Origin of the sequence: Luteitalea pratensis, assembly GCF_001618865.1 — a bacterium.
In the GTDB taxonomy this organism is placed as follows: domain Bacteria; phylum Acidobacteriota; class Vicinamibacteria; order Vicinamibacterales; family Vicinamibacteraceae; genus Luteitalea; species Luteitalea pratensis.
Genome location: NZ_CP015136.1, coordinates 4,111,582 through 4,123,917, shown reverse-complemented (window position 1 = coordinate 4,123,917; position 12,336 = coordinate 4,111,582). Strand labels below are relative to the sequence as shown.

Sequence of the window (12,336 nt, the reverse complement as noted above, 5' to 3'; positions counted from 1 at the left end):
TACCTATTTGAACTTGTAGGCGACCGTGAACAGCCAGGTGTGGCCGCCGAGGTCCAGGGTCTTCCCGTAGAAACCGAGATCCGGATCGAGGTCCGCTTTTGCGGTCGCGTAGCGCCACTCCCCGCCCAACAACAGGTTGGCTCCCACCGGGAACCGAAGACCCGCGAGGAACACCGGGCCGGTCTCGACGCCGTCGTCGGTGAAGCTGTCGCGGAAGATGTCGCCGGTGTCGTAATCCAGGAATTCGCCCACTTCGGTGTACTGCCAGCGATTGAACTGCACCCCGCCGCCGAGGTACGGCTGGATTTTCGCGTCACGCGTGAAGGGAAACAACTTCGCCGTGAGCGCCAGCGGCACGACCTTCTGCTTCATCTCCATGAAGATTTCGGTGCCGTCATCGTCCACGAACTCTTCGTTGACCGACGGGACCGTGCTCTGGGAGTAGTTCAGGCCTACACCCACCTCGAGGAACGAGCCGACGCTTACGGCGAAGTCGCCGCCGAAGGTCGTGCTGTCGAAGTCCTCGATCTCGAATGCCAGGAACGTCCGGTTGTTTCGTAGTACGTCGTCCCTGTCGCGGCTCTCCTCGTTCCTGACCAGGAACCCCCCGATGTTGCCGCCGACGACCATGTCCTGCGCGAACGCCGCGCCACTGCACGCCAACACCATCGCACCGCTCGCCAACAACCGTCGAACCATGAGCCTGTCTCCCCTGCCGGATGACGTCCCAAGTGGTCACGCCTCGTGCGTGCTGCCACCTGCACACTAGCTGAGAGGAGCTCAAGCAAGGAATGTGCCCTGGCTGATGTCACCCGCGGGCATCAGTTGGCGTCGTCGCTGCGGCGACCGGCCTCGAACTCCGCGAGCATCGCCAACATTTCGGCGTGAATGCGGCCGTTGGTCGCCAGGATCTGTGGCAGTCGCGACTGGAACGGTGTCCCCTTCCAGTCGGTCACGTTGCCGCCCGCTTCCTGGACGATCAGCGCCCCGCCACAGGAGTCCCACGGCTTGAGCGACGCCTCGTAGAAGCCATCGAGGCGACCAGCCGCCACGTAACAGAGGTCCAGGGCGGCTGAGCCCAGGCGCCGCACGGCGCGGCTTCGGCCGAGGAAATGACCGAACAAGGCGACCAGTTCCGCGCCGACCTCCGGCTGCTGGACGGTGTACGGGAACCCCGTGACCAGGAGGCTGTCGAGCACGCTGGCGGCCCGCGTCACGGCGATGGGCGCGCCGTTGAGCCGGGCCCCCGCTCCCTTTTCGGCCGTGAACAGCTCTCGCCGCGTCGGATCGTAGACGGCAGCGGCGATGGCCTGGCCATCGAGTTCGAGGCCCAGCGACGCGCAGAAGATAGGCAACCCGTGCGCGAAGTTGGTGGTCCCGTCGATCGGATCGAAGACCCAGCAATAGCCAGGCGCCGAATGCCGGACCAGGTCGTCCTGCTGGAGTTCCTCACCGAGCACGACGTGATCGGGGAAGCGCTCGGCAATCATGGCGCGGAACATGCGTTCGACCGCCACGTCGACCTCCGTCACGAGGTCGATATCGCCTTTCTTGTCGATGCGCATCGGCCCACCGAAGTGAGCCATCTGGATGACGCCGGCCTTCTGCACGGCCTCGATGGCCGTGGCGAGCAACAGGGGATCGAGTGCGTTCATTCAGCAGGGACCGACAGGCGCTTGCGCATGCGGACTTCCATGCCGCCTTCGGGCCGACGGCGCAACTGGACGTCGTCCATGAAGTTGCGCATGAAGAAGATACCGCGCCCGCTGGATTTCAGCAGGTTCTCCGGCGCCAGCGGGTCGCCGACCTCTTCAGGCTCGAACCCCTCGCCCTCGTCCTGGACACTGACCTCCAGGTATTCCGGCGCCTCGGCTGGCACGAAGGCGAAGTGGACCCGGACATGCTTGGCCGGGTCGAACTTGTTGCCGTGCCGGATGGCGTTGACCACCGACTCGCGGACCGAGACACCCACCCAGTGGCCCGCATCCTCGTTCAGCTGGGCGGACGCGCACAGCTGGTCACAGACCACCTGCACGTAGTCAAGGACGTCGACGTGGCTGTTGAGCACCAGGGACAGCGCGGAGCGTTCTGCGGCCATGTGGTCGGGGTGGCGTGCATCATACACGCTCCACTGTTTGTTACAGTGAAGCCCGCGATGCCCGCCGAGTTCACCAAGACCGTCACCGTCCGCCCCGCCACTGCCCTCGAAGGGGTGGTGCGCGTGCCTGGTGACAAGTCCATCTCCCATCGGTACGCGATGCTCGCGGCTCTGGCCGACGGCGTCACGCGGATCAGTCACTACGCCCCGGGCAAGGACTGCCAGAGCACGCTCAAATGCCTCGAGCAGCTCGGGACAATCGTCTCGCGACACGCGTCCTTCGACAGGGACACGGGCGCCGAGGTGCCGACTGTTCAGATAGTCGGCCGCGGGCTGCTGGGACTGCAGTCGCCGACCGCGGATCTCGACTGTGGCAACTCCGGTTCCACGCTGCGGATGCTCGCCGGCATCCTGGCCGCGCATCCGTTCACGAGCGTGCTCACGGGCGACGCCTCGCTGCGGCGCCGGCCCATGCTCCGGGTGGTGACGCCGCTGCAGCAGATGGGCGCCGAGGTCACCTCGTTCAATGGTCGCCCGCCCGTGGCGGTGACCGGTGGCAACCTGCAGCCAATCACGTATCGACCCGAGTCCCCGAGCGCCCAGGTCAAGACGGCGGTCCTGCTCGCCGGCCTGCAGACGCAGGGCCTGACGACGTTCGAGGAGCCTGCCGGGACGCGCGATCACACGGAACGGGCGCTGAAGGCGTTCGGGGCGACCGTCGACGTGCACGGGCACGTGATCCGGATCGCAGGCGGACAGCGGCTCACGGGCCGCAATCTGGCCGTGCCGGGTGACCCGTCATCGGCGGCCTTCTGGGCATGCGCGGCCGCGGCGCTGCCCGGCTCCTTTCTCGAGCTGCGGGACGTCGGACTGAACCCGAGCCGCACGGCCATCTTCGACGTCCTGCGCCGCCTTGGTGCCGACGTGGACGTGCAGGTCGATCGCGTCGACGCCGAGGAACCCGTCGGTCGTGTCCGGGTGCGGCATCGGACGATGAGTCGCCTCGACCTGACGCCAGCCGACGTCCCGGGACTCATCGACGAATTGCCGGTACTCGCGGCGCTGGCCACGCACGGCGGCGAACTGCGCGTCACCGGCGCGGGCGAACTCCGCGCCAAGGAAAGCGACCGCATCACGGCGCTCGTCAACGGCTTGCGCGCCCTCGGTGCCGACGCCGACGAACTGCCAGACGGCTTCCATGTACGAGGCTCACGCCGCCTCCTTGGCGGACAGGTCGATGCCGCAGACGACCACCGCCTGGCGATGGCGTTCGCGGTCGCCGGGCTGGGCGCCCTCGAGCCGACCCTGATTCGCGGCGCCGATGCCGTCGACGTGTCCTACCCGGGATTCTTCGACGTCCTCGATGCGCTGAGGAAATGACCCCCTCGACCACCGACAAGATCTACCTCGTGGGGTTCATGGGGTCGGGCAAGACGACCGTGGCGCGCGCACTCGGACGTCGGCTCGGCTGGCGCGTCATCGATCTCGACGAAGAGATCGAGCGCCGCGAGGGACGCACGATCTCGCAGGTGTTTGCCGAACACGGCGAAACCTATTTCCGCAAGGTCGAACGGGAGGTCCTGCTCGCCTTCCTGCCCGCGCGCCATGCGATCGTGGCCACCGGCGGGGGCACCTTCATCCAGGCCGCGAACCGGGCCGACATCCTTGCTGACGGTGTCACCGTCTGGCTCGACGCGGCCTTCCATCACATCGTCGATCGGGTGCCATCAGACGGCCGGCGTCCCCTGGCTGCGGACCGGGAGGCGTTTGCCGCCCTGTTCGAAGAGCGACGAGCCGTTTACCGATTGGCGCACATGCGCCTCGACGCCCAGGGTCGGGTCGAAGCCCTCGTCGAGCGCCTGCTGCACAAGCTCGGATGGTGACCGTTCAGGATCGCCCTCTCGAGCGTTAATAGAGCCACAGCGTGCGCTACCTCGTCATCAGCGACATTCACGGCAACCTCCCGGCTCTGGCCGCAGTCCTCCGGGACTGCCCGCCAGAAACCTATGATCGCGTACTGGTGCTGGGTGACCTCGTGGGCTACGGTGCCGAGCCCGGCGCGATCATCGATCGCGTCCGGGCGCTTGCGCCTCACGTGGTCGTCCGCGGCAACCACGACAAGGCCGTCTGCGGCGTGATGGACCTCCTGGCCTTCAACTCCCATGCCCGGGAGGCGGCCGAGTGGACGACACGGGCGCTCTCCGAGCCGCAACTGGCGTACCTGCGCGACCTGCCAGCCGGTCCGCTGCTCGTCGACGACGTGCTGGAGGTGTGGCACGGGTCGCCGGCCGACGAGGATGCGTACCTGGTCTGGATTGACGACATTCGCGATGCCGCGGCGCTGGGACGCCGCCCGTTGTGCCTGTTCGGGCACACCCATGTGCAGGGCGCGTACGGATCGGGCGAGGGCCATCCAGTGGTCGAGAGCGGCGACACCTGGACACACACGACGCTGTCGATTCGCCTCGAGGATCGCTGGCTGGTCAATCCAGGGTCAGTCGGTCAGCCGCGTGACGGCGACCCGCGTGCGGCCTACGCCATCGTGGACCTGGGCGCGCGCAAGATCACGCTGCGGCGCATTGCGTACGACGTCGCCGCCGAGCAGGCCGCGATCCGTGCGGCGGGCCTGCCGGAATTGCTGGCGTCCCGTTTAGCCGAAGGTCGTTAGGGACCGCTCCGAGCGGTCCATGACCTCCGCCTGCCGCCTTCGCCGTACGGCATCGGCTGGCCAGCGGAAGTGAGTACGGAGGCGATGGACGCCTCGGAGAGGCAATGGACGCCTCGGAGAGGCGTCCCTACCTTCGTTTCTCGTCCGCGCGCTTCTGCTGAGACCGCATCGCGTCCATCGCGGCGCGCGATCCCAGGATCCATCCGATGACGATCCCCACGAGCAGCACCGCGGGGATGAAGATGAAATGCCCGGCGGTCACGACGTCCTACCGGCCCCCCGCCATCCGTTGTGCCTGGCGCACCTCAGCCTCGACGCGCCCGAGACGCCGCCACAACATCAGCACGTACAGCAGCAACGCGCCCCACACGACGACATAGGCCCCGATGAGGAACGGCGCGGCCGGCAGTTTCTCGCTGTCCGGGAGCTGGTCGATCGGGACGTACTCGTCCTGGGCAGCGGTGGTCGCCGGGGCTTGCGGCGCTTGCGTGGCCTGTGCGCGCGCGGCCGGTGCGGAGGCGGCGACGAGCAGCAGCAGGAGGGCACCCGTGCGGGCGATGCGATTCAGAAAGGACATAGCTAGCCTTCAGCCTCCGCGAGGAGCATGTCGAGGGCATCCTGCTGTTCGGCAAGGCGCACGCGCGTCCGCAGCAGCGCCACGAACAGGAGCAGGAATGCCACCACACACCAGTAGAACGGGAAGCGCATCTCCGGCACCAGCGACGGCACGACGGAGGTCTTGGGATGCATCGTCCGCCAGACGTTGACCGACCAGTAGATGAACGGCACGTTGGCCATGCCGAACAGCGCCACCCCCGCGGCGAGTTTCTCCGTGCCGGGCCCGCCGAAGCGCCGCAGCAACAGGTACGCCGCAAACAGCAGCCACAGCACGAGCGTCGACGTGAGCCGCGCATCCCACTGCCACCACACGCCCCAGGCCTTGCGGGCCCACAGCGGCCCGGTGAGCAGGACGATCGCCCCGAGGACCACCGTGAGCTCGGCGGCGGCTTCGGCCAGCCGGTCGCTCCTGGCCTTGCCACGCACCAGGTACGCGAGGCTCGCGAATCCGCAAGTGAACGTCGACACGAACATCACGATGCCGACCGGCGCGTGATAGTAGAAAATCTTCTGGACCAGTCCCATCGTGGACTCGTACGGCGCCTGCGCGATGAAGTACGGCGCGATGGAGAACATCGCGAGAGCCACCATCAGCATCGCAGGCACGCTGCGCGTCAACATCTCAGGCCTCCTTGGCCACTCGCGGCGCGGCCTCGGTCATCAGCGTGCCGAAGGTCCACAGGGCGAGGATCGCGAACACCGCGTCAAAGCATATCAAGAGGGGCAACCACAGGCTGACCACGCCGGGGACGTACGGGTCGGCCAGCGCCGCTGCCGTGCCGCGCACGCCACCGATGATCACCGGCACGCTCATCGGGTACAGCAGCAGCGGCAGGAGCACGTCGCGAGTCCGCGTGCGGGCCAGCATGGCGGCAAACAGGGTGCCGATGGCGGCGTAGCCGGTGGTGCCCGCGGCGAGCAGGCCGACGACCAGCAGCGGCCGCCGATCGAGGGGCATCTGGAAGAACAACGCCACGAGCGGCAGCAGGACGATTTCGACGGCGAACATCAGCACCATCAGCGCGCCCCACTTGCCGAGATAGATGGCAGGGCGCGGCGTCGGCGAGGCCAGTACTGCCATCAGGGTGCCAGCGGCGCGCTCGCGCTCGAACGTGCGCGCCATGGCCAACGTCCCGGCCAGGGCGACCGTCACCCACAGGACCGCAGGCCCGGCGTCGGGCATGGGCGTGCCGTTGCGCACCAGGCCGAAGGAGAACACGAGTACGCACGCCAGCGCGAAGCACGCCGTGGTCAGGAGCCCTTCGCGCGACCGCCACTCGATACGCACGTCCTTCGCGAGCAGTACCCAAGCCGCGGCCGCGATGTCGGACAGGGACGCTTCTGACGAGTCAGGTAGGGCCGGCTGTCCCAGCCGGCCGTCTGCGTCGGGGTCGGTCCTCTTGTCTGGAGATGGCCGGCTCCCGCCTTCGCCCGCGGACTTCGGCGCGCCGAGCGGAGAGCCGGCCCTACCAACGGCATCGGTGGTGCTGGCATTTACCGCTGCGCGATACGACTCCGCGAGCGGCAGCGTTCGGTCGAGCGGCAGCAGCACGCCGCCCTTGACGATGCAGGCGCGGTCCACCAGCGACTCCACCAGTAACAGGTCGTGCGTCGCCAGGACGATCAAGGTGCCGTTGTCGCGGAGAGAGGCCAGGCGCGCGACCATGCGGTGCGCGCTCTCGTCGTCCAGGCCGGTGAACGGTTCGTCGAGCAACAGGACACGCGGCGCCGCCAGCAGGACGCGCTCGAACGCGAGGCGCTGGCGCATGCCGCGGGAGAAGCGATCCACCAGGTCATCGCCGCGGTCGGTGAGGCGCGCCTGTTGCAGCGCACGTTGCACGGCACCCTGCAGATCAGGCACATCGGCCAGGCGTCCGAATAGCTCGAGGTTCTCGCGTGCAGTGAGTTCGCCGTACAACTGCGGCTCGTGGCCGAGCACGCCGATGATCCGGCGCGGCGAGTCGAGGGTGGCGGCCGCGGGATAGAAGAGGCTGCCGCGAGAGGGTTCCGCAAGTGTCGAGAGCACGCCGAGCAGCGTCGTCTTGCCCGAGCCGTTCGGCCCCAGGATGCCGAACACTTCCCCGGCATACCCGTCGAAGGAGACGTCGCGAAGAACGCGCCGCCGGCCGAATTGGCGCGCCACGCGCGAACAGACCAGCAGCGGGGTCGGCCGCACCTGGCTGCTCACCCGGTCCGGGGCCGACGCCTCCACCTACGAAGCTCGCCGTTCCACCTGCGGTTGGCCATTCGCTCGCGCGCGCTCCGCATCGAGCAACGCGTAAACGCCCTCCAGGTCACGCAGCACGGCATCGCGCTCCTCACGGAGGTCCTCACTGGCTGGCTCGCCGTCCCGCTCGAGCCGCTGCAACCGTCCTAGCAGGGTCGAACGCTGCGCCTCGAGTTGCTTGATCCGTCCGGACACGTCAACCGGCACGCCGAACATCAGCCAGAGTCCCGCCGCGACGATGAGCCCGGCGAGGGTGAGAGCGGTATACCGCGGCCACCTCGGGTGGTACGGGAGCCCCTCCACGACGAGCGTCAACGTCTCGCCTGCCTTGCGCCCGGGCCCGGTGCCGGTGAAGTACTTCTTGCCTTCCGCGTCCGCCTCGCGCGACTGCGGCAACGCCGGCGCGGCGAGTCGGGTCTCGCCGAGGCGACGGACGATGACGTTGGTCGCCATGCTCGCGACCGGCAGGGCGATCTCGATTCGCCGTTGCGGGCCGGTGATTGGTAAGCGGTAGGCGACCTGCGCGACCGTGCGGCCGGAGGCGAACGGCCCCGCGACGACGAGCTGACGCTCGAAGACGCGCGCCTGCGACGTCGAGCCCTCGAGCAGCGTCACCTGCTCGGCATCGGCAGGCATGCCGATCTTGAGTGGTTCCGGCACCGAGACCGGCCCCGCGGTGGCGTTGACGAACTCGAAGATGTGGAACACCTCGAGCTTCTCGTCGGCGAAGTCCACGACGGTGCGCCACTGCGTGCCGAGCACCACCGTACCGGGCGTGGCCGCGATCGCTGGCGCCTGCGGTCCGGTCGATGGCACGCCTGGCGAGGCCGTCGAACCCGTCGCCGCGCCGTCGAGGCCCACGGCAAGGATCACGCGCAAGCCGCCGCGCGTCGGTACCTGGAAAGGCTGCGATCTGACCGTCTCGCCATCGACCGTGACCGTCGCGACGGCCGTCTTGCCAGGGCCGAGCGCCGCGAAGATGGCCCGTCCGGAGTCATCGGTCGGCGCCGTGTCGGACACGCCATCACCGGTCACCGTCACTGTGGTCCCGACGACGTTGTTGCCGATCGTCTGCTTGACGACGCGGACCGACACGGCGCCGTCAGGCAGGTCCTGGCTGGGCAGCGCCATGCCGTTCATCTGCCGCAGGTCGGGCATCTGGGCGCGGACCGAGACGGCGGCCAGCACGGTCGCACATAGCAGTACCGCGCATCTGAGCCAACCACGGTGACCGCTCACAGCGCAGTCCCGCAGGACTTGCAGAACCGGGCGTCCGCGTCGTTGAGCGTCTTGCACTCGGCACACTGCTGCGCACTCACCTTCCTGGTCGCCTTCGGCTGCTTCAGCCCCGCCAGATCGCTGGCAATACGTTCGCGCAGGCCGGTCTCGCCGACATCGATGCGCTGCATGAGTCCGACGGCGCGCTGCCGCAGGCGAACGACCATCTCGTCGAAATCGGTTTCGGCGACCTTGCCCATCGCCTTGTCGAACTCGAGTTCCTTGATGCTGCGCAGCACGAGGCGCTTCTCACGCTCCAGCGCCATCAGGTGACGGGAGGACCGCCGTGAGTCGCCGACGACCTGCTCGGGAGACACCAGCGGCAGGAGCGTGCGATGCATCGCTGCCCCGGCGACGGCGGCAGCGATGATGCCGATACTGAGCAGGACGAGGTGCTCGGGGCGGGTGAAGCGCGGCTCGCGCCACACTGCGGCGGTCGCGCCGATCAACCCGAGGACGATGAAGAACTGCCAGGCCCGCGCGCGCGTGTCAGTCGAGGTCACGCAGTTCCTCGTCGAGCTTCGCCTGGTACGGGTCCCCCTCCCGCACCGCCTGCGGCACCGTCTCCGCCGACCGTCGCGACCACTTGACGGCAGCGACGCCCGCAGCCGTGGCTCCGAAGAGGCCGACAGCGAACGGGACGGCCCAGATCAGTCGATTGAAGCCCGTGTCAGGGGGCTGCGTCAGGATGTCCGCGCCGCCGTTCTCCTTCACGAACGTCGCCAGGATCATTTCCCGATCGTTGCCCTGATCGACCAACTGCTTCAGGCGCCCGAGCTGTTTCGCCTTGCCCGGGCAGTTGAACATCCCGCAGGTGCCGGCCGGAAGCCGGCATCCGCAGGTGCAGAGGATCTCGTTCTCCAACTCGCGCTCGAGGTGCGAGCGCTTCACGACAGTGCCCGTGTCCTGCGCGCGCGCCAGCCCCGGCAGTGCCAGCATCACCAGCAGGAGGACCGTCGTCGACGTCGTGGCGGTCGAGGACGTAGCTGCCGTCGCCACCTTGACGCCGACCACGGCCAGGGCCCGTTCCGGCAGCAACGCGATCAACGTGCCCATCGCGAGCAATGCGAATCCGGCCCAGATCCAGTTCACGAGCGGATTGACTACGACGTGGAACGTGGCGCTCTGCTGCTCGGCGTCGAAGGCGGCCAGGACGACGTACAGGTCGTACGCGAACGACCGGCGGATCGCGACTTCGGTGGTCGGCTCCTCGGCCCGCTTGTTGTAGAACCACTTGGCTGGCGTGATCGTGCCGAGTTGTTTGCCGCCCTGGAGCGCGGTCATCTTCGCGGTGACCATCTGCTTCTGGGCATCCTGCGTGATCGCGAGGCCGTCGTGGCGCACCGTGAAGCCACCCACGGTCACCGACTGGCCTGGCTTGAGGAGCAACTGCTCTTCCTGCTTGAAGCCGTCACCGGCAAAGCCCAGGCCCATCAGTACGATGCCGAGATGCACGATGTAGCCGCCGTAGCGACGCTGGTTGCGGGCGAAAAGGCCGATCGCCGACGTTGCAAGGTCGGACCCCGAATATTGCTGGCGGACACGGGCGCCGCGCACGAATTCCTGCACCAGCGTCGTCACGACGAACGCCGACAACGCGAAGCAGGTTCCCGACGACCAGACGCGAACACCCAGGGCCGCCAGCGTGGCGGCGGTGACGATTGCCGCCAGGGTCGGCCATTGGAACTGGTGCCGGAGATTGTCGATGGTCGACTTGCGCCACGCGAGCAGCGGTCCGATGCCGGTGAGCAGCAGCAGCATCAGGCCGATCGGGAGCATCCATTTGTTGAAGAACGGCGGGCCCACGGTGAGTCGCTGCCCCGCGACCGCCTCGCTCAACGTCGGGAACATCGTCGCAAACAGGACGAACATCGCCGAGAACAGCAGGATCCAGTTGTTGACCAGGAAGGCCCCTTCACGCGATACCCACGAGTCCAGCTCGTGTCGAGCGCGCAGCAACGGCAGGCGGTAGATCAGCAGTCCGAAGCTCGTGACGAGCAGCACCACCATGAACACGGTGAACATCCACGCGAGTTCCTTGTCCTCGCCGAAGGCATGCACCGACTGCACGACACCCGAGCGGGTCATGAACGTGCCGAAGATCGTCAGGAAGAATGTGATGATGACCAGCGTCATGTTCCAGACGCGGAGCATCCCACGGCGCTCCTGCACCATCACCGAATGCAGGAAGGCGGTGGCCGTGAACCACGGCAGCAGGGCCGCGTTCTCCACCGGATCCCAGCCCCAGTAGCCACCCCAGCCGAGTTCCTCATAGGCCCAGATCATGCCGAGCGTGAGGCCCAGCGACAGGAACAGCCAGCTCACCATCGTCCAGCGGCGCACGGCGCGCAGCCACGAGTCGTCGAGGTACCCCGTGGCGAGGGCGGCCATGCCGAACGCGAACGGAATGGTCATCCCGACGAAGCCGATGTACAGCGACGGCGGGTGGATCACCATGTAGACGTTCTGCAACAGGGGGTTGAGCCCCTGTCCATCCGCGGGGATGTCGGCCAGGTACGTTTCGAACGGGTTGTTGTGCACGACCATCAGGAAGAGGAAGAACATCTCCACGATGGCCATCACCGCAACCGCGTACGGGATCAGCTCGCGATGCGATTCCCGCGAGTTGCGCACCGCGATGGCGCCGAACACCGACAGCAACAGCACCCAGAACATGATCGAGCCGTCGAGTCCGCCCCAATACGCGGTGATCTTGAACAGGAGCGGCTGCGCGGCATCCGAGTAGCGGTCGACGTACTTGATCGCGTACGTGTCGGTGACGAAGGCGTACATGATCACGGCCGACGCCACGACCATCAGCGCCGTTACCAGGTAGAAGGCGCCGATGCCGCTCTCGGTCAGCCGTGTGGACTGCCGGCGCGCGCCCGCGATGCTCGCGGTGGCGGCATACGCGGCGACGATGAAGCAGGTCAGGAGGAGGAACGTGCCAAGTGCGGGCATGGCTTCCTAGTTCGCCGACGACTGGGTCCCGGGCGCCGGACGCGACGTTTGCCCCGGGGCGCCGGGCTTGCCGGCTTCGTACTTGGAGGGGCACTTGGCCATCACGCCGTCGGGCTCGACGACGAAGCCGTTGGGCCCAAGAGTGCCCTTGATCACGACCTCGGAGCCGTCCTTGAACGTATCGGGAACGATCCCCCTATAGGTCGCCTTGACCAGTTGCCCGTTGTGGGTGACCTCGAAGCGGTAGTCGAGCGAGTCGGGCTTGCGCCGGATGTCGGAGGCGTGTCCGTGCAATTGCAGCCGCTTGCCGTACCACTCGACCGGTCGCGTCATCACCTCGTCGACGTGCTTGTAGTACTGCGTATCCTCGGCGAGGCTCGAGTAGAGCATGGCGCTGAACGCCAGCCCGAGCACGAGGGTCGAGATTGCGATTTTGGCAGTCCTGGATCCGCTCATGATTTTGGGGAGGGGCTCGGCAGATGCAAC

14 protein-coding genes are annotated in these 12,336 nt (G+C 67.4%); 3 read left to right on the top strand and 11 right to left on the bottom strand.

Translation table 11 applies throughout. The annotated features are described in order from the left end of the window. Window positions 1–3 precede the first annotated feature (3 nt). The 3 genes from LuPra_RS16950 to LuPra_RS16940 form a co-directional block, all read right to left on the bottom strand. Window positions 4–699 carry an outer membrane beta-barrel protein gene (locus tag LuPra_RS16950; protein ID WP_110171835.1) on the bottom strand — a complete coding sequence of 232 codons (696 nt, stop codon included), beginning with the start codon at window positions 697–699 and terminating at the stop codon, window positions 4–6. A gap of 122 nt (window positions 700–821) precedes the next feature. Further along, window positions 822–1,655, bottom strand: coding sequence for an inositol monophosphatase family protein (locus LuPra_RS16945; RefSeq protein WP_110171834.1), 834 nt, complete (start codon window positions 1,653–1,655; stop codon window positions 822–824). Further along, entirely contained in the window at window positions 1,652–2,098 is a 447-nt protein-coding gene (locus tag LuPra_RS16940; protein ID WP_157899306.1) for an ATP-binding protein, read from the bottom strand. Before LuPra_RS16940 ends, LuPra_RS16945 begins: the two co-directional genes overlap by 4 nt. Window positions 2,099–2,155: 57 nt before the next feature. On the opposite strand from LuPra_RS16940, the gene aroA reads away from it, so the two are divergent. The 3 genes from aroA to LuPra_RS16925 are packed head-to-tail and all read left to right on the top strand — an operon-like array spanning window position 2,156 to window position 4,766. Then, a complete protein-coding gene (gene aroA, locus LuPra_RS16935; protein ID WP_110174738.1) occupies window positions 2,156–3,478 on the top strand; it encodes a 3-phosphoshikimate 1-carboxyvinyltransferase in 1,323 nt (440 codons plus the stop codon). Next, window positions 3,475–3,981: a shikimate kinase gene (locus tag LuPra_RS16930; protein ID WP_110171833.1), complete on the top strand. Its 507-nt coding sequence runs from the start codon at window positions 3,475–3,477 to the stop codon at window positions 3,979–3,981. The genes aroA and LuPra_RS16930 overlap by 4 nt, the downstream gene beginning before the upstream one ends. A gap of 41 nt (window positions 3,982–4,022) precedes the next feature. After that, window positions 4,023–4,766 (top strand): metallophosphoesterase family protein, encoded by a 744-nt coding sequence (locus tag LuPra_RS16925; protein ID WP_110171832.1) that lies wholly within the window; start codon window positions 4,023–4,025, stop codon window positions 4,764–4,766. Between the two features lie 127 nt (window positions 4,767–4,893). Here the strand turns inward: LuPra_RS16925 and LuPra_RS33945 are convergent, their stop codons facing one another. From LuPra_RS33945 to LuPra_RS16890, 8 genes are read right to left on the bottom strand one after another with little or no spacing between them, the layout of a single operon-like run. Further along, the gene (locus LuPra_RS33945; RefSeq protein ID WP_257724463.1) at window positions 4,894–5,028 is read right to left on the bottom strand and encodes a hypothetical protein; all 135 of its coding nucleotides are present in this window, start codon (window positions 5,026–5,028) and stop codon (window positions 4,894–4,896) included. Between the two features lie 6 nt (window positions 5,029–5,034). Continuing rightward, complete coding sequence (locus tag LuPra_RS16920; RefSeq protein ID WP_110171831.1) at window positions 5,035–5,343, bottom strand: CcmD family protein; 309 nt, start codon at window positions 5,341–5,343, stop codon at window positions 5,035–5,037. A gap of 2 nt (window positions 5,344–5,345) precedes the next feature. Next, on the bottom strand, window positions 5,346–6,005 hold the full coding sequence (locus LuPra_RS16915; protein ID WP_110171830.1) for a cytochrome c biogenesis protein: 660 nt from the start codon (window positions 6,003–6,005) through the stop codon (window positions 5,346–5,348). A 1-nt stretch (window position 6,006) separates the two neighbouring features. Continuing rightward, on the bottom strand, window positions 6,007–7,596 hold the full coding sequence (locus tag LuPra_RS16910) for a heme exporter protein CcmB (RefSeq protein ID WP_110171829.1): 1,590 nt from the start codon (window positions 7,594–7,596) through the stop codon (window positions 6,007–6,009). Continuing rightward, the gene (locus tag LuPra_RS16905; RefSeq protein ID WP_110171828.1) at window positions 7,597–8,799 is read right to left on the bottom strand and encodes a hypothetical protein; all 1,203 of its coding nucleotides are present in this window, start codon (window positions 8,797–8,799) and stop codon (window positions 7,597–7,599) included. It lies immediately after the preceding gene. 47 nt (window positions 8,800–8,846) lie between these two features. Next, complete coding sequence (locus tag LuPra_RS16900; protein ID WP_110171827.1) at window positions 8,847–9,392, bottom strand: zinc ribbon domain-containing protein; 546 nt, start codon at window positions 9,390–9,392, stop codon at window positions 8,847–8,849. Beyond that, a complete protein-coding gene (locus tag LuPra_RS16895) occupies window positions 9,379–11,850 on the bottom strand; it encodes a heme lyase CcmF/NrfE family subunit (RefSeq protein ID WP_110171826.1) in 2,472 nt (823 codons plus the stop codon). Before LuPra_RS16895 ends, LuPra_RS16900 begins: the two co-directional genes overlap by 14 nt. Before the next feature lie 6 nt (window positions 11,851–11,856). Further along, window positions 11,857–12,306, bottom strand: coding sequence for a cytochrome c maturation protein CcmE (locus LuPra_RS16890; protein ID WP_110171825.1), 450 nt, complete (start codon window positions 12,304–12,306; stop codon window positions 11,857–11,859). Window positions 12,307–12,336: the final 30 nt, after the last annotated feature.